This is a genomic window from Clostridium nitrophenolicum, assembly GCF_055391695.1.
This window is the reverse complement of sequence record NZ_AP042469.1, coordinates 2,401,729-2,418,784: the sequence shown is the minus strand read 5'-3', so window position 1 is coordinate 2,418,784 and position 17,056 is coordinate 2,401,729. Positions and strand designations below refer to the sequence as shown.

Sequence of the window (17,056 nt, the reverse complement as noted above, 5' to 3'; positions counted from 1 at the left end):
TAAAATAAAAAACATACACATAGTTTATAAGGAAGTGATTTGATTGGCAAAAAAATACAAAAACAAAAAACCTCATAAAGTTAGAAAACAGATACTACTTGGGATTTTTTCTGTAATTCTAGTAGTTATAGTTTTCTTTTGTGTTAAGTATTTGCCTATAACAATATCACTCTATAAGGATGCAACAAAGAAGGTAAATTCTATATCCTATAATACTTTTCATGGGAATCAAACAACTTATTTATATGATGCAAATAATAACATAATAAATAATTTATACGGCTCAAGAAATTCCCTATATTTAACATATCCCAATATACCTCAAGCGGTGAAAAATGCTTTTGTATCCATAGAAGACAAAGATTATTTTAAGCATGGTGCTTTTAGTATAAAAGCAAACCTTAGGGTTTTGTATTCTATTATAAAAAATAAGGGAAAAATTACACAGGGTGGAAGTACAATTACACAGCAGCTAGCAAGAAATGTGTTTTTAAATTTTGACAAAACTTATAAAAGAAAAGTAGAAGAAATATTTATTGCTATAAAATTAGATCAAAAATATACTAAAGAACAAATCTTAGAATTTTATATTAATAATATTAATTTTGCTAATAACACTTACGGAATTGAAGCAGCCTCAAGAAGATATTTTAACAAAAGTTGTAATAACCTTGATTTATCTGAGATATGTTTTTTAGCTGCAATACCTAATGATCCTACTTACTATGATCCTATAAAAAATGCAAATGCTACACTAAAACGCAGAGATCTTATTCTATCATCAATGAAGCAAAATAATTATATTACAGATGATCAGTACAATAAAGCAATTAACTATAAAATTGTATTAAATCCAGAAAAATATACCGGAAATGTATGGGTTGAATCCTATGCCCTCAATAATGCTGCAAAGGTACTCATGAAACTAAAGGGATTTCAATTTAAAAATACCTTTGATACAGAGCAAGATAGAACTAACTATTATAACGACTATTCTAATGTATATAATGGGTGTATAAATGATATTCGTAAGGATGGATATAAAATTTATACTTTTATAGATATGAATAAACAGCAGCTCTTACAAAGTTCCGTAGATAATGGATTATTAGATTTTACAGACCAAAATAATGGAATATATGCATTACAGGGTTCAGCTGTTTCAATAGATAATAACACTGGTTGTGTTATAGCAATAGTAGGCGGAAGAACAAGTCCTCAGAAGGATTATCTAAATAGAGCATTTCAATCCTTTAGACAGCCTGGTTCATCTTTTAAACCTTTGGCAGTGTACACTCCTGCCTTTCAAAAAGGATATACTGATACAACTATTATAAATGACCATTATATAGAAGGTGGACCTCATAATGATGGTGATGTTTATATGGGAGATATAGATATAAGAAAAGCTGTTCAAATGTCATTAAATAGTGTGGCATATCAAGTATTTAATGGCATAACTCCTGATTATGGTTTATCCTTTGTGAAAAATATGGATTTTAGCAAAATTGTTAAGAGTGACTATACTCTATCTGCTGCATTAGGTGGTTTAACCTATGGAGTAACGCCTGCTGAAATGGCATGCGGCTTCTCAACTCTTGCAAGAGGTGGAGAATTCATTGACCCTACATGTATACGTAGTATTATAGATAGCCAAGGAAAAACTATTTATGAAAATAAAATGAAAAAAAGAAGAATATATACAGCTGATGCAAGTTATTTAATGACAGATATTTTAAAAGGTACTTTAGAAAATACTTGGGGTACTGCATATAATGTGAGACTTGATGGCATTACGAGTGCTGCTAAGACCGGTACAACAAATGACCAAAAGGATGGTTGGCTATGTGGCTATTCTGCTTACTATTCTACGGTAGTATGGGTTGGATATGATATGCCAAAGCATGTTGATAACTTATATGGTGGAACATACCCAGGTACAATATGGCATAATTATATGCAGCAGGTACACGCAGGATTGCAAGATAAGGATTTTAGTACGCCCTAAGTTTAATAAACAAAATGGAACAAAGAATTATTATTCCATCAATTACCGGGATATAACAGATGAAGTTAGAAAATTCTATGGTTAAATAAGATAGACATATAACAAGATCAGGAGTGTGAACTTAAAAAATATGAAAAATAGAGTAAAATCAATCTTTTTTAACAACGCAGATATAATTATATTTTTTATAATAATTATGATAAAAATTTTTCATTATGCTAGAGTTATATCCCCCTATAAACTTGAAAATACCTTAAAAATCGCTATAATAGCTTCAATATTACCTATTGTTTCAATCGCTTTTATTTTAACAAAAAGAAGGCTAACTTTTTTATATATTGTAGATCTAATATTAAGTTTATTATTAGTAGCAGACATGATTTATTATAAATATTATAAAGATATAATATCCATAAGAGTAATAAGTAATAGTGTTTTACTTTCAGGAGTTTCATCAAGTATAAAGCAATTGGTTGTACTTTCTGATTTTATTTATTTAATAGACGTAATAATATTACTCCCATTTATAACTTTTGCAAAAAGAATGAAAATAAAATACTACAGCACTAATGTTAGAATGGGTTTATTTGCATTTATATTTTCTATAGGATTTATAGTAGATGGCTATAGCATAAGCATGCTTAATAAACAGCAACCTTTGCTATTAACAACTATGTCTAATAAACTTTATATAGCTAACGCATTGGGTGTGTTAAATTATCATATGTTAGATTTATATGATTTTAGTTCCAGTAGTATAAAAAATAAAAATATCAGCACTGAAAGAATCAATGAAATAAAATCTTTTTTTAATAATAAACAAATAAAAATCTCAGGGAATCTAAGCGGAGAAGCTGTAGGAAAAAATTTAATTGTTATTCAGGTAGAAGCACTTCAACAATTTGTAATTAACTCTAAAATAAATGGAAATGTAATAACCCCTAACTTAAATAAATGGATAGATAAAAGTCTTTACTTTGATAATTATTTTTATCAGGTAGCATCAGGTACTACTTCTGACGCAGAATTTATGTCAATGAACTCATTATATCCAGCAGAATCTGGAGCAGCTTACTATAGATATGTAGGAGATACTTTAGAGTCCACACCTAAGTTATTTAATAATAAAGGATATTATACAGCTGCATTGCATGGTTATGCTGAGGGATTTTGGAATAGAGAATCAATGTATAAAACAGAAGGTTTTAATAAATTCTATGGAGAACATAGTTATAATATTGATGAAACTGTAGGGCTTGGGCTCAGTGATAAGTCATTCTTAAATCAATCCTTTGAAAAACTTAAAACTTTCAAGCAACCTTACTATGCATTTCTAATAACTTTAAGTAGTCATTTCCCTTTTAATGATACTAAAGGTTATGGAAACTTCGATGTTGGAGAATACGAAAATACTTTGCTTGGAGATTATCTCAAAGGTATACATTATACTGATGCTCAATTAGGAAATTTTTTAGATAAACTTGAGCAAGAAGGAATTATGAAAAATTCAATTGTAGTAGTATATGGTGATCATTATGCTATACCTACTACTGATGTGGACCAATTATATAAGTTTGAAAATGTAAGTGAGCAGTCAGATTTGACCTGGTATAAGTATCAAAAGGTACCTATGTTTATACATTTTCCTAATGATAATCATAAAGGCATAAATCATACTTATTCCGGTCAGATGGATTTGTTACCAACCTTAGCTAATATGTTTAATCTCCCGGTTAAATATGTATTTGGTAAAGACATTTTGAATACTAATACTCAATATGTTATTTTTAGAGAAGGTTCTTTTACTGATGGAAAGATTTTTTATATATCATGGGCTAACACCTACTATGATATAGCAACTGGTAACTCCATTGCTGAAACCCCAGAACTTAAGAAGAAAAAGGAAGAAATATTAAATGACCTCAGTTACTCTGATGATGTTTTGAACCATAACTTAATTAAAAAATTTGAAGGTTCTACTAAATAAATACAAATAATTATTTACTCTAAAATAAACGGTACAGGGAGCAATCACTGTACCGTTTTTAAGTATCTAATTAAGGTTTTAAATTTAATCTAGTTTTAATAATATTTTAATTAATCTTTAAATATTGTTAGCTAATATATGGTTTAAACAATAAATTTTTCACTTAGGTTCTTATTACATTTTAATAGGTTTAAAGGTTTACCTCATTGGATTAAATTAAGTTAACTTTGCCCGCTGGCGTAGCGTTGACTTAACTTCACTAATATCCTTAACATTGCTTTTCGCCATTTTTATATAGGCTAAGGCTGAAGGTATAAGAAATAATTGAAAGATTATCAGCGTAATCATATAGTTATTTGGTTCTCTTGTATACTTAGAAACAATAACAAGTAAATAGCCAATACCAACGTTACCAAGAGTTCTTCCCAAACTATTAGCAATGTTGGCTACACTAAAGGCCGTTCCTCTGTGTTCCGGAAGGTTCACATCTGTTATTAAGGCAAGCCAGTTTGGCGTATTGGCTGATTGGGCCGCAGAAGCAAGAACAGATAAGACAAACATTACAGTCATCCATGGATTTATAACTATTTGCTTCAATATACTTATTAATATTAAATAAGAATTATTGCTGCTAGTCAACGATAGATTATGCATTGGAGTTATAAACATTGCTAAATAAAGTGGTGCAGTAATAAAAACAAAAAATGAAGTTAGTAAAGCTCTCCCTTTATAGGTTTTCCTTTGAAATACGTCTCCTAGATAACCAAAAAATGCTGAGGAAAGACCTCCTATTTGAAATAAAGCAAATAAATATCCTGATACAACGATTGCTATCCGGGAACTGTATCCCTGATGTTGGATTTTTGATATATATAATGTTGGAAGCCAAATTAAGCTTCCAGTTGTAATATTCATAAAAAATCCTTGAAAAAACAATAGAATATTACTACGTTTTGAGGCTATTTCGGAAAAATGATTAAACTCGATATTGTAATTATATTCATATCCTTCTTTAACAAGTTCCTGCAATTCTGGCTCTGATTCTCCTAAAGTAGGTTCTTTTATAAAGAGATATAGAATAATCAAGAAAAAACCTATTATACTTACAATTTCAAATGGTTTTTTCCAATTTGTAGCTGTAGCAATAAGTGAAGCCATTAATGCTCCTGCAATTCCGCCAAAGCCTTGAGACATTCCCCAGAGACTTAATAACATTCCACGGAATTTATGTGGAATGTAGTCAGTTAAAACACTAAATCCAATTGACGCAATGCATCCTAGCCCTATTCCAGTAAAAATTTGAAAAATAAAAAGCTGAACATAAGTACTGCTCCGTGAGGTTAAAAATACTGATATTGACCATAAGATAGTGCCAATAATAATAAGCTTCTTGCGATTAAATTTTCCTGAAAGGTAACCCCAATAAACTGAAGAAAGAGATGTTACTAAAATATTAACAGCTGAAACCATCCCAAGGGCAGATATATTAACATTTAAATCCTTTGCAATTGAAGAAAAAAGTGGTGGAAACAGTCCTATAATAATGTTATCAAAAGCAGCTAAGGCTATAAAAACAAATATAGTATAGATCATTCTTATATTGAGAGTATTCATTAATCCTTACATCTCCCTTTAAAATGATTTGCAATATATATAATAAAGTTTTATCTAAATGATATATTATTATAGCCTATTTCTATTAATATATCTATCTAACCTTATTAGTATAGATAAAAAATAGTCTTTGGGGAAAAATAGTTGCAAAGTACAATTATCGCTTTCACAGAGTGCACTGGAATGTTAGTGGCGATACACATCGGATAAAAGTATCAATTAATCTAACCAAGGAAAGGAGTAATATCATGATTAAAAATATACTTATTATTTCATCTAATTTTACAGGACATGGACATAAAAGTATAACAGAGTCTTTACGTGAAAAATTTGAAAAACATAGCGATATTAATGTTCATGCTGTAGATGGATTTTCCCTTGGAGGAACCACACTACTTAAAATAGGCAAATCATATGGACCAATAACTAGATCTTCCGAGAATTTATGGCAATTAATTTGGAATGTATCTTCCATTAGGCCAGCATTGGTTAACGAGTTCATTGAATTAATAATAAAAGATAATTTTTTACAGCTATTAAAAGACGTAAATCCTGACTTGATTTTATCTGTACATCCAAATTTTAATGGTTCCGTTATAAATATATTAGAAAATCATAAAATTAAAATTCCATTTATTACTCTAATTGCAGATCTAGTAAGCATTTATCCACTATGGGCAGATCCTAGAGCGGATTATATTATAAGCCCAACACAAGAAGCAAAAGACAAATGTGTGGAATATGGTGTTTCTGAAGAAAATATAAAAGTTTTAGGATTTCCTGTACGCTCAAAGTTTTATAGAGATATACAAGATAGCCAAGAACCTATTAACTATAATGCTAATATTCCTTTAAAATGCCTAATAATGAGTGGCGGAGAAGGCGTAGGTAATATGAGAAAGATAGCTGAGACTCTTCTTGATAACTTTAATTGTACCGTAGGCATTGTCGCAGGACGAAACACAAGGTTAAGAAACAAATTAAAGCAATCATTAGCTGAAAGATACGGTGACAAGGTTAAGATTTACGGATTTATGGAAAATATACAGGATTTAATGCTATCCTCCGATATTGCATTTACAAGAGGAAGTCCAAATGTAATGATGGAAGCTATTGCATGTAATTTACCCTTAGTAATAACAGGTGCTTTACCGGGGCAAGAAGAGGGAAATCCAAAATTTGCTGAAAAATATAAACTTGGAGTAGTATGTGAAAATATTAAAAATATACAGGATACTATAAGCGATTTACTTGCAAATAATGCAGAAAATTTAAACCAAATTAGAAGCTCCCAGAGAAGCTATATCAATCCTAATGTTGCAAAAAACATTGTGGATTTTATTTTAAGCTTAGATTAAGTAGACTTATAAAAAGCGGTACTTGAATATCGCAATTGATAATTTCAAAATACCGCTTTACCTCTTTAATTTTATATTTTCTTTTTTTCTTCTCTAATTATTCTTCTAATAGTCTGCTCAGTAAGATAATACTTCTCTGCCAGTATTTTAATAGAACTCCCTTTTTTATAGCTATTAAAAATCTCTACATTTCTGTCTTTTAATTCATTCTTTATGCCGCTATTTTCTCCCCAAGCCTTCCTATTTTCACATTTTCTCGGTATATATAAATAACCACCATCTATATATTGCTGAATTAATTCAACCACATCTTCTGGTAATATATTTTGTGCTTTTTCATATTTCATAGTCCTTGCTCCTATCTACATTTCATTTTGTAAATAATGAAGCAAAGTCTGCACAAAAATATTTTAGCCTAAATAAAACTCTTAGATCCGGCTCCGAACAAAACTATGCTCTATATCTTCATGCAGCTTTGCACGAAGCCTTCTTCCACAACATTTAATCTTGTATTTCCCACACTTTATTCCCCCTCACTTAGTTGTCTATTTATAAAGTAAATATATCATACTTTTCTTAATTTATTCAATATAATTGATTCATTCTGCAGCACAAGTACTGCTCCAATAATGAAAACTACTCCTATAACTTGCGTAAATACCATTGTCTCATTAAGCACTAAAAAAGCCAGAATTAATGTTATGGGAAGTTCTGCCGTTGCTATTATTGTGCTTTTCTCGGAGCCTACCAATGAAATCCCCTTGTACAAAAAAACAACCGGTAAAATTCCTGAAACAACCGCAAGTTCGAAAACATAAAATACCATCTGTGGACTCAAAGTTATATCAAATCTAAAAAAGCCTGGATTAAGAATAGCTGAAATTACAAACATAACAACAGATGTATACATTGCCAAAACCTCTGACTTTACGTCATTAAGCTTTAAATCCGCAAATACATTAAAAAAGGCGTAAGATATGCTGCATATAACTCCATAAACAAGACCTATAACAGGTGTTTCAGTAACATTCAGATTAAAAAGGTTTATTACCATTCCACTTCCTATTACTGCAAGTATCAGTGCCAAATTATTTACCAAACTAATTTTACGTATACCAGTTATAACAAAAAATAATGTAACAAAAACTGGATGTGTAAAAATAAGCATTGATGCAATACCTGCATTTATCTTTTCAAGAGCTAAATAAAAAAATACTGTAGTGGCTGTACTTCCAAAAGTCCCTTGAATAATTACCCTTTTAAGTTGTCCCTTAGTAAGTATCATTGACTTTTTATCCTTAATGAAAAGGTACATAAACATTATTACTGCACTTACTGCATTCTGCATAACTAGAAGATCATACACTTTCATACCTGTATTAAAAGCACTTTTCCCTATTATAGCTATTAAAGCAAAGAAAAAAGCTGCTAAAGCTACATATATATATCCTAAACTGCTTTTTTTCAATTTACCCGCCCCTTAGCAAATATATTACCATTTAAGGAATATCATGTCACACGCCTATTTCTAACTTATTTTAGCATGACTATATCTTTCCATACACTTAATAATAACATAAAAGCTAGTACAGAAGTAAAATTCTATACTAGCTTTTATTAACTAATTTTTGTTTATATCTTCTTTCAACTTTTCATAACAGATATAACAGGTTAAAGAAAAGAATAAACAAAAAATATAATAAAAGAAATTGCTCACTAGAACTTGACAATTTTTTACTGTGACACTGTAAATTTTACTGTAGAATTGTATGAAATAATCAAATAATATTATATAATAGGAATATATTCTTAATTAAGAATTTTCAAATATATACTCTAAAAGAATATGATCTGATTATTAATCCCCTATCACAGTGAAATAACTATTATTCTGATAAAACATTTTAGCAACAAAAACTTTTTCACTTTTTGTTGCTAATGTTAAATAATTTTAAAGTGGATTAATCTACTTTAACAATAAATTATGAAAGAGAGGAATAAACATGAGTGAAAATGCAAAAGAAATAATTTCAAAACTGAGAGTGGTTATGGAAGAAAAGGGATTGAATGCTTACATTATTCCATCTTCAGATAATCATCAAAGTGAGTATGTAGGAGAATTCTTTAAGGCAAGAGCCTATGTATCAGGGTTTACTGGTGATGCTGGAACAGTTGTCATTACACAGGATGAAGCAGGGCTTTGGACTGATGGAAGATTTTTTCTACAGGCTGAGTATCAGCTTAAAGGCAGTGGAATCAAGCTCTTTAAAATGGGTAACCCAGGCGTACCTACTATATTGGAATACTTGGAAGCTGAAATGCCTAACAATGGAAAACTAGGATTTGATGGACGTCTTATTGCCATGCAAGAAGGAGAAGAATTTGTTCAGACACTTGCTAATAAGAATGTGGTGGTTGAGTATAACCATGATCTTGTTGATAGAGTGTGGGAAAACCGTCCTAAGTTAGCAAATGAGCCTGTTTTTCTTCTTGAAGAAAAGTATTCTGGTGAAAGTACAGCATCAAAACTTGGCAGGGTAAGAGACGTTATGCAAGAAGTAGGCTCAAATTACCATGTCCTCGCAACCTTGGATGAAATCGCATGGTTGTTAAATATACGTGGAAATGACATCATGTATTCACCATTGATTCTTTCTTATGTGGTTGTTTCCATGGATAAGGTATATTTGTTCATTGAAGAAAGCCGAATTGATGCCAAAATTAAGGAAGTTTTAGCTAAGGATAATGTAGTGCTAAAACCTTACAACGACATTTATGAATATGTTAAAGGCTTCAAGTCTGAAGATGTAGTGCTTATCGACCCAGATCGTATCAACTATGCACTATATAAAGACATTCCAGATCATACAAAAAAAATAAAAATGGACAACCCTTCTGTCCTATTCAAAGCCATTAAGAATCCTGTGGAGCTTGCCAATATTGGAAAAGCTCACGTTAAAGACGGAGTTGCTGTTACAAAGTTAATGTATTGGTTAAAAACAAATATAGGAAAAATAAAAATTACAGAAACCAGCGCTACTGAAAAACTAGAAGAGTTCAGAAAAATGCAGGATAATTACTTATGGCAAAGCTTTGACCCAATTTGTGCTTTCAAGGAACATGCAGCTATGATGCACTATACTTCTACACCTAAAACAGACGTGGAACTTGCAGAAGGAAGCTTCTTCTTAACAGATACTGGTGGAAACTACTTTGAAGGCTCAACGGATATCACAAGAACAATTGCCCTTGGCGAAGTGAGCAAAGAGCTTAAGCATCACTTCACAGCTGTGGCTAGGGCTATGATGAATCTATCACGTGCTAAATTTTTGTATGGATGCAAAGGCTACAACTTGGATATATTAGCTAGAGGACCTATTTGGAATCTAGATATAGATTATAAATGCGGAACTGGTCATGGTGTTGGCTATTTGTCAACTATTCATGAAGCACCTACCGGCTTTAGATGGTATATAGTACCATCCAAGCACGAAACCCATATATTAGAGGAAGGCATGGTTTTAACTAATGAGCCTGGCATTTATATAGATGGATCTCATGGCATCCGTACAGAGAATGAACTTATTGTTAGAAAAGGTGTTGAAAACCAATTCGGACAGTTCATGTACTTTGATGCTGTAACATATGCTCCAATTGATTTGGATGCCATAGACCCAGAAGACCTTAATCGCGATGAGAAAATGTATTTGAACAATTATCATAAACTTGTGTACCAGAAATTAGCACCTCACTTAACTGATGAAGAGCAAGCTTGGTTAAAGTTATATACAAGAGAAGTTTAAAAAATTAGATGGTGTATGTGGATATTACTGTTCTTATTTGACAAAAATTTTTCTAAATAAGGCTATGTTAAAGAATAGTGTTGATAATATAGCATATTATAAGGGAATTCCTCAAGGGGTTCCCTTAATTTGTACTTTAAGAAAATAGCGAATATTTCTTTATAAATTCTTTTTGCTATTTACCAAGAACTATTAAACCATCAATTATTTCAAATCCGTTTTTCGCATAAAATTTCTGTGATGGATAATCCTTTTCCTTGCTTCAAATATATATTTATTTTACATAGAGTTCAAGATTATCGTCTTTTTAATAATTACTATTGACTAATAATGATATTTATGGAATAATGTACTTAAATATATGAAAATTATTACTAATTGATATAAACTTTATAAATAAGTATTTATAATTTAATATGCTAATAATAAGTACTAGAAAAATTTTATTTAGGTATTAAGTTAAAGTTTAAAAGAACAGTTAAAAGGAGAAATATAAAATGTTAAGAAAGATAGAAAGTAACAATATGGGCAGCAGCAATCTTGGATGGCTAAGAAGTAAATTTCACTTTTCTTTTGCAGAGTACTACAATCCAAACAATATAAATTTTGGAGTTTTAAGAGTTATAAATGATGATTTAGTTAATCCTAATACTGGATTTGATACTCATCCTCATAAAGATATGGAGATAATATCCTATGTAGTTAATGGCGAGATTACTCATGAAGATAGTATGGGTAATAAGAACACTTTAACTCGCGGCGATGTACAATATATGAGTGCAGGAACAGGAGTGTATCATAGTGAACATAATTTTGGAGAAAATATATTAAGGCTTTTACAAATATGGATATTCCCTGATAAGCAAGGTTATAAACCTAACTATGGAGACCACAGATTTAACTGGGATGATAGAAAGAATAAGTGGCTTCATATGGTTTCAAGTAAAGCTGGAAACGCACCGATAAAAATAAATCAGGATATCAATATTTATTCCTTAGAACTTGAGAAAGGAAAAGAAATTAGGTTCCCAATAAAGGACGGAAGACAGGCGTATTTGGTACAAATAGAAGGAAAATCTGAATTAAACAATATTGAGTTAGCAGATAGAGATGGAATGGAAATAGTTGAAGAAGACATTTTGATACAGTCTAAAGAAACTTCTCATATTTTAATTTTAGAAATGAATAAACAAGATTAAGCTTCTCTAAATCATAAAAAATTGGAATACATTAAATACTAATTACAAATAATAAAAAAATATTTTATTTAAAATTGGAGGAATGATTAAATGGCAAAGGATTTTTATACTGCTGTAGCAGACAGACGTACATTTTATGGAATTAGCAAGGAGGCAGTAGTTTCAGACGAGAGAATTAAAGAGATTATTGAACATGCTGTAAAACATACACCATCATCATTCAATTCTCAAAGTGCAAGAGTAGTCCTATTATTAGGAGAGCATCATAACAAATTATGGGACACTACAAAAGAAGCCTTGAGAAAAATTGTACCAGCAGATAATTTTAGTTCTACTGAAAATAAAATAAATTCATTCCGTAATGGATATGGTACAATTTTATTCTTTGAAGATAATAGTGTAATTGAATCTCTTCAACAACAGTTTGCTCTTTATAAGGATAACTTTCCAATTTGGTCTCAACAATCAAGTGGCATGCATCAATATGTTATCTGGACTGCATTAGAAATTGAAGGCTTTGGAGTATCCTTACAACACTATAATGAACTTATTGAAGCTGATGTAAAGAAAGAATGGTCAATACCAGATAACTGGAAGCTTATTGCGCAAATGCCTTTTGGAAAACCAACAGCACAACCAGATGAAAAACAATTCCAACCATTAGAGAATCGTATTAAGATATTTAAATAAATTATAATTTAATATAGAGTTACAAGGCGATCAATTGACTTACACTCCGGAATATATTTATAACTCTTTCTTACGTAAATATATTCCTCTGTGTAAGTCATTTTTCTTGTTTGAAATCTTATGGTTTACTTTAGAATTTAGTTGACATAATATTGTAATTGTTAACTTGATTCGAGAAATAAATAAAATATATAAAAAGCAGGTACAAGAACTCTTTAATTCTTATACCTGCTTTTTAAGCTCTATTTATTATAGTTATATTATATAATTTATAGTGAACCTAATATCAATAGTCCACTTTATACCAATTCTTATCGGTTTCTTCAATTATTTCTTGAGTACCATCACTTTTTACAGCCTTCACCTGCACATCTTTGACATCACTGACAGCATACCAAAACCTTTTATCACCTTTAACCTCAATTATTTTCGCTGGTTTTTCACCTGCATATACTTCAGAAATAGATTTATCATTAATTGCTCCTGAATAAATATATGGAACTTGATTCATTGAAGACCATTTAATAGGTGAATCCCATTTTGATCCTCTTGTTTGTCTCCAATTCCACCTGCCCTTTTCTTTTTCAAAATATGCGATAAAAATTATTTCTTCTTGTTGGTCATTCTCTACAAATATCGCAATGGCATCATCTTCGTGAGCAACATTTATTTCCTTATGAATGAGCGAATAATTCTTTTCTCCTTTGTGCATTTTATCCATAGTTGTGTAAAAGAAATTCTCAAATGTTTCTTCCTTTGAACAACCAATTAAAAGTGCTATACAAATTAAAAACAAAGAAAAGATTTGTTTTTTCAATTTCCTCCCCCTCCTATGTTTTTTGTGATAATAAGACATAATAAACTACAAGTATATGATATATTATACTTGTATAAACCATATTATTCCATATATTAAATAAAAACTACTATAGAAACAAATCTCCAGTTATAAGAAGCCCCTTTTATTTTATAATTTTTTAAATTAAAATAATAATAAATTATATTGAGGATGGTTTTATTATGGATGAAATAGATAAAAAAATTAATTGAAAAAGGTGTTTTGGAAAAATTTACCACCTATGTTCCTGCTCATAAAGTTGGTCATGAGGTCAGTTTCTTTATGGAGATTAGTAATATAAAAATCTCTTTCGATAAAATGGTTAATATTCTTCTATCTAATGAATACATAACCGAAATTCATTGTGTAACTGGCAATACTAATTATATTGTACGAGCATCCATGCCAAATATTGAAATGATGAACCAATTATTATCTGAATTAATGAAATATAGCCATGTAGTTACATCAATAGTTCTACACTCACCTCTAGCTCATAGACCAATAAAGCCACTTTAAGCTTAATTTAAATATATATTGATGAGATGTTTTACTCCCTATTTATTTGATTTATTTTAAAAATCATAAGTTTATTTCTCCTGAAATTCTATATTCCTTCATGTTGTAAATTATCTATAAATATCATCTTCTTTTCGAAGGAGATACACCGTAATATTCTTCGAATATTTATGTTTAAATTAGCATATTTATATTATTATTTCTCTATAAAGTTAAAATTTTAAGGGGGAATATGTTATGAAGTATGAATTTAAGGATGGATTAGAATTTGCCAAGGAATTAGACAAGCTAGATAAGCTCCATAATATTAGAGATCGTTTTTATCTAAATGAAGGTGAAATCTACATGGATGGAAATTCTCTAGGATTAAGCTCCAAGGACGCTGAGGAGTCTTTATTGAATGTCTTCAATGTCTGGCGTAAAGAAGGAATCAAAATATGGGGTGTTGAAGATGGACGCTACTTTAATTTTTCAAAAAATCTTGCAGAGAAATTAAAAAATTTAATTAATGCAGATGCAGATGAAATCATTGTAATGGGAAGTACTACTTCAAATATTCATCAAGGATTGGCCACTTTCTATAAACCAACAAAAGAAAGATACAAAATTATTGTTGATGAATTAAATTTCCCTACAGATATTTATGCTGTTAAGAGTATGATTAACCTTAAGGGTTACAAGGTTGAAGATGCGTTAATTGAAATCAAAAGCAGAGATGGTCGGACTATTTGTGAAGAAGATATTATAGCAAAAATGGCTGATGATGTTGCATTAATACTATTGCCATCAGTTCTATATCGTAGTGCTCAGCTTTTAGATATGGAACTAATTACTAGCGAAACTCATAAGCGCGGAATCATTATTGGATGGGATTTATGCCACTCAATGGGATCCGTTCCTCATGACTTTAAGAAAATTGATCCTGATTTTGCAGTTTGGTGCTCATATAAATATCTAAATGCTGGACCTGGCGCAACTGCTGGTATGTATATAAATAGAAAACACTTTAATAAAAGCACTGGACTTAGAGGTTGGTTTGGATGTAAAGATGAAAGTCAATTTCTAATGAGTCATGATTTTGATCAAGATAAAGATGCAAATGGATGGCTACTCGGAACTCACAATATGTTTGCAATGGCACCTTTAGATGGAGTTCTAAATATATTTAATGAAGTTGGGATGAAAAGCATACGTGCTAAATCGCTGCATATTACTGCATACTTAATGTATTTAATTGATAATAAGTTATCTAAATATGGATATTCAATTGGCAATCCTCGTGAAGATGATCGCCGCGGAGGTCATGTTTGTTTAGAGCATGATGAAGCATATAGAATAAGTCTAGCACTACGTGATAACGATGTAATTCCCGACTATCGTGAACCAAATGTCATTCGTCTAGCTCCCGTTGCATTATATGTATCCTACGAAGAGGTTTATCACTTAGTAGAAATTCTCGAAAGGATTGTTAAAGATAAAGAGTTTGAAAACTATTCATTAAAAAGAGTAACAGTATTATAACACCATATTTTTCAATACTTTTGTTGACATAACAACCCCCAGGGGTAAAATTTAAAATCCATTATCCCCGGGGGTGAATTAATTATTGTGTTAAACTTTTTATTGTTCTAAATATTCCTTTGTATATAGATGTTTCAGCATCTCCATCATCTATTTTTGTCTCATAGCCTTTAATTCCTGTAGCTGCTGTGGTTTTCTTAACAAATATTAAACCATCATACGATTCCATAGGTACCTCTGGCAGCATCCATTGGTTAGGTCTTCCATTATAAATAGCTCCAATGCTATGAATTAATTGTTTTTGTGATAACCATGCTGAAATATTGGTATCCTTCGATGCCGATTTAAAATCTATAAAACTTAAAGGAACACCTGTCTTTTCAAAACTATATGCAAAAGAATTCGAATCTGAGCTAGCTATATTAAATTTTGCTAAACCTAAACCTATTGTTTGACCTCTACTATCACTCGGAATAGCCCTAAAACTCCCTTGATAAAAATCAAATCCTATTGCGTAATAATTATCATTAAATATTTCTTTAAGATTCTGTCCCATTGATTTATAGCTACTAATTTTTTTAGTTATATGTCCATTATGTGCCCAAAGCATAATTTTATCATTACCAAATTGTTTTTCATAATCTAAAATCCATTTAGCATTTTGTGCCATATAATAGTCTCTTGTATTACTTGCTTTTCCCCAACCTCCATCTTTTGTTATTATTACATATTCTACGCATTGGTTAATAACGTTTAAATTCTGATGCACCATTTCATATTCACTAATAGAAGTCTTATTAATATAGTCTTGTTTATTCTCTTCAAAGATATTTTTTAATTGTTCAGTACCTTTTTTAATATTCTCTAATTTTTCTTTATCTAATGAATACATTTTATCGTTCACATCTGATAATTCCCCTTTAAACTCTGACAATTTATTATTATCAACTTTTTTTATATACTCTAAAACTCTAGCACTATTTTTATCACCAGACTGCATATCAAATCCATAAAATTTAATTTTTGTTTTATGTTCAGGATTTTCATTATAATTTCTCATCCACTCTACCATGTCAACTACTTCTTCTGTTGACCATGTCCAAAATTTCATAGACTTAATGGCATCCTCTGCATTTCCCTTTCCATAAAGTATATAGTCATTAACATCTTGGGCACCACCAAATTCAGCTTCTATGGCAAAAAGTCTATACCCCATTTTTTCAACTAAAAACTCAAACATACGGTGCTTCATTTCAAAAAATTCTTTAGTTCCATGAGTAGCTTCTCCCATTGCTACAATTTTTTTATCTTTTAGTATTTCTTGAAGTTTATCTAAGTCTTCAAATCCATTCCCAGCTTTTGTAGTTTTTAATGGTATTATCTTATTTTGCAAATCAACGCTTTGTGTCTCTTCTGCTTTTCCACTTATACATCCCCAATTAAATAAAATGAGACTTAAAAATAATGTAGAAAATAAAATTCTTAAGTAACTTTTTAAAGTTTTCACACATATCCCTCC

At 30.4% G+C, this 17,056-nt stretch carries 13 protein-coding genes; 8 read left to right on the top strand and 5 right to left on the bottom strand.

Annotation, left to right across the window (positions count from 1 at the left end):
• Positions 1-43 precede the first annotated feature (43 nt).
• Together ACZ5N4_RS11265 and ACZ5N4_RS11260 are read left to right on the top strand one after the other, a co-directional pair.
• Positions 44-2,008: a transglycosylase domain-containing protein gene (locus tag ACZ5N4_RS11265; RefSeq protein ID WP_464209961.1), complete on the top strand. Its 1,965-nt coding sequence runs from the start codon at positions 44-46 to the stop codon at positions 2,006-2,008.
• A gap of 130 nt (positions 2,009-2,138) precedes the next feature.
• Positions 2,139-3,995 carry an LTA synthase family protein gene (locus ACZ5N4_RS11260; protein ID WP_464209959.1) on the top strand — a complete coding sequence of 619 codons (1,857 nt, stop codon included), beginning with the start codon at positions 2,139-2,141 and terminating at the stop codon, positions 3,993-3,995.
• Positions 3,996-4,211: 216 nt separating this feature from the next.
• Here the strand turns inward: ACZ5N4_RS11260 and ACZ5N4_RS11255 are convergent, their stop codons facing one another.
• Entirely contained in the window at positions 4,212-5,609 is a 1,398-nt protein-coding gene (locus tag ACZ5N4_RS11255) for an MFS transporter (RefSeq protein ID WP_464209957.1), read from the bottom strand.
• 248 nt (positions 5,610-5,857) lie between these two features.
• Between ACZ5N4_RS11255 and ACZ5N4_RS11250 the strand changes: the two genes are divergently transcribed.
• A complete protein-coding gene (locus ACZ5N4_RS11250) occupies positions 5,858-6,967 on the top strand; it encodes an MGDG synthase family glycosyltransferase (protein WP_464209955.1) in 1,110 nt (369 codons plus the stop codon).
• A 71-nt stretch (positions 6,968-7,038) separates the two neighbouring features.
• Here the strand turns inward: ACZ5N4_RS11250 and ACZ5N4_RS11245 are convergent, their stop codons facing one another.
• Together ACZ5N4_RS11245 and ACZ5N4_RS11240 are read right to left on the bottom strand one after the other, a co-directional pair.
• Positions 7,039-7,314: a CD3324 family protein gene (locus ACZ5N4_RS11245; RefSeq protein ID WP_178910390.1), complete on the bottom strand. Its 276-nt coding sequence runs from the start codon at positions 7,312-7,314 to the stop codon at positions 7,039-7,041.
• A gap of 218 nt (positions 7,315-7,532) precedes the next feature.
• Positions 7,533-8,435 (bottom strand): DMT family transporter, encoded by a 903-nt coding sequence (locus tag ACZ5N4_RS11240; RefSeq protein ID WP_464209952.1) that lies wholly within the window; start codon positions 8,433-8,435, stop codon positions 7,533-7,535.
• A 535-nt stretch (positions 8,436-8,970) separates the two neighbouring features.
• Between ACZ5N4_RS11240 and ACZ5N4_RS11235 the strand changes: the two genes are divergently transcribed.
• The 3 genes from ACZ5N4_RS11235 to ACZ5N4_RS11225 all read left to right on the top strand — a co-directional run bounded on the left by ACZ5N4_RS11235 (position 8,971) and on the right by ACZ5N4_RS11225 (position 12,659).
• Positions 8,971-10,770: an aminopeptidase P family N-terminal domain-containing protein gene (locus ACZ5N4_RS11235; RefSeq protein WP_464209951.1), complete on the top strand. Its 1,800-nt coding sequence runs from the start codon at positions 8,971-8,973 to the stop codon at positions 10,768-10,770.
• A 497-nt stretch (positions 10,771-11,267) separates the two neighbouring features.
• The gene (locus ACZ5N4_RS11230) at positions 11,268-11,969 is read left to right on the top strand and encodes a pirin family protein (RefSeq protein ID WP_464209949.1); all 702 of its coding nucleotides are present in this window, start codon (positions 11,268-11,270) and stop codon (positions 11,967-11,969) included.
• 90 nt (positions 11,970-12,059) lie between these two features.
• Complete coding sequence (locus ACZ5N4_RS11225; protein ID WP_464209947.1) at positions 12,060-12,659, top strand: nitroreductase family protein; 600 nt, start codon at positions 12,060-12,062, stop codon at positions 12,657-12,659.
• Positions 12,660-12,945: 286 nt separating this feature from the next.
• Here ACZ5N4_RS11225 and ACZ5N4_RS11220 read toward each other — a convergent pair whose 3' ends face one another.
• Entirely contained in the window at positions 12,946-13,476 is a 531-nt protein-coding gene (locus ACZ5N4_RS11220; RefSeq protein ID WP_464209945.1) for a hypothetical protein, read from the bottom strand.
• 243 nt (positions 13,477-13,719) lie between these two features.
• Between ACZ5N4_RS11220 and ACZ5N4_RS11215 the strand changes: the two genes are divergently transcribed.
• Together ACZ5N4_RS11215 and kynU are read left to right on the top strand one after the other, a co-directional pair.
• Entirely contained in the window at positions 13,720-14,016 is a 297-nt protein-coding gene (locus ACZ5N4_RS11215) for an Lrp/AsnC ligand binding domain-containing protein (RefSeq protein ID WP_464209943.1), read from the top strand.
• A 237-nt stretch (positions 14,017-14,253) separates the two neighbouring features.
• Positions 14,254-15,537, top strand: coding sequence for a kynureninase (gene kynU, locus ACZ5N4_RS11210; protein ID WP_464209941.1), 1,284 nt, complete (start codon positions 14,254-14,256; stop codon positions 15,535-15,537).
• 82 nt (positions 15,538-15,619) lie between these two features.
• Here the strand turns inward: kynU and ACZ5N4_RS11205 are convergent, their stop codons facing one another.
• The gene (locus tag ACZ5N4_RS11205; RefSeq protein ID WP_464209939.1) at positions 15,620-17,044 is read right to left on the bottom strand and encodes an erythromycin esterase family protein; all 1,425 of its coding nucleotides are present in this window, start codon (positions 17,042-17,044) and stop codon (positions 15,620-15,622) included.
• Between the last annotated feature and the right edge of the window lie 12 nt (positions 17,045-17,056).

What these genes read in the sequence shown, in the direction of transcription:
- ACZ5N4_RS11260 (WP_464209959.1), top strand. Translation starts at nt 2,139, where the DNA reads ATGAAAAATAGAGTAAAATCAATCTTTTTTAACAACGCAGATATAATT.
- ACZ5N4_RS11255 (WP_464209957.1), bottom strand. Translation starts at nt 5,609, where the DNA reads ATGAATACTCTCAATATAAGAATGATCTATACTATATTTGTTTTTATA.
- ACZ5N4_RS11250 (WP_464209955.1), top strand. Translation starts at nt 5,858, where the DNA reads ATGATTAAAAATATACTTATTATTTCATCTAATTTTACAGGACATGGA.
- ACZ5N4_RS11245 (WP_178910390.1), bottom strand. Translation starts at nt 7,314, where the DNA reads ATGAAATATGAAAAAGCACAAAATATATTACCAGAAGATGTGGTTGAA.
- ACZ5N4_RS11235 (WP_464209951.1), top strand. Translation starts at nt 8,971, where the DNA reads ATGAGTGAAAATGCAAAAGAAATAATTTCAAAACTGAGAGTGGTTATG.
- ACZ5N4_RS11230 (WP_464209949.1), top strand. Translation starts at nt 11,268, where the DNA reads ATGTTAAGAAAGATAGAAAGTAACAATATGGGCAGCAGCAATCTTGGA.
- ACZ5N4_RS11225 (WP_464209947.1), top strand. Translation starts at nt 12,060, where the DNA reads ATGGCAAAGGATTTTTATACTGCTGTAGCAGACAGACGTACATTTTAT.
- kynU (WP_464209941.1), top strand. Translation starts at nt 14,254, where the DNA reads ATGAAGTATGAATTTAAGGATGGATTAGAATTTGCCAAGGAATTAGAC.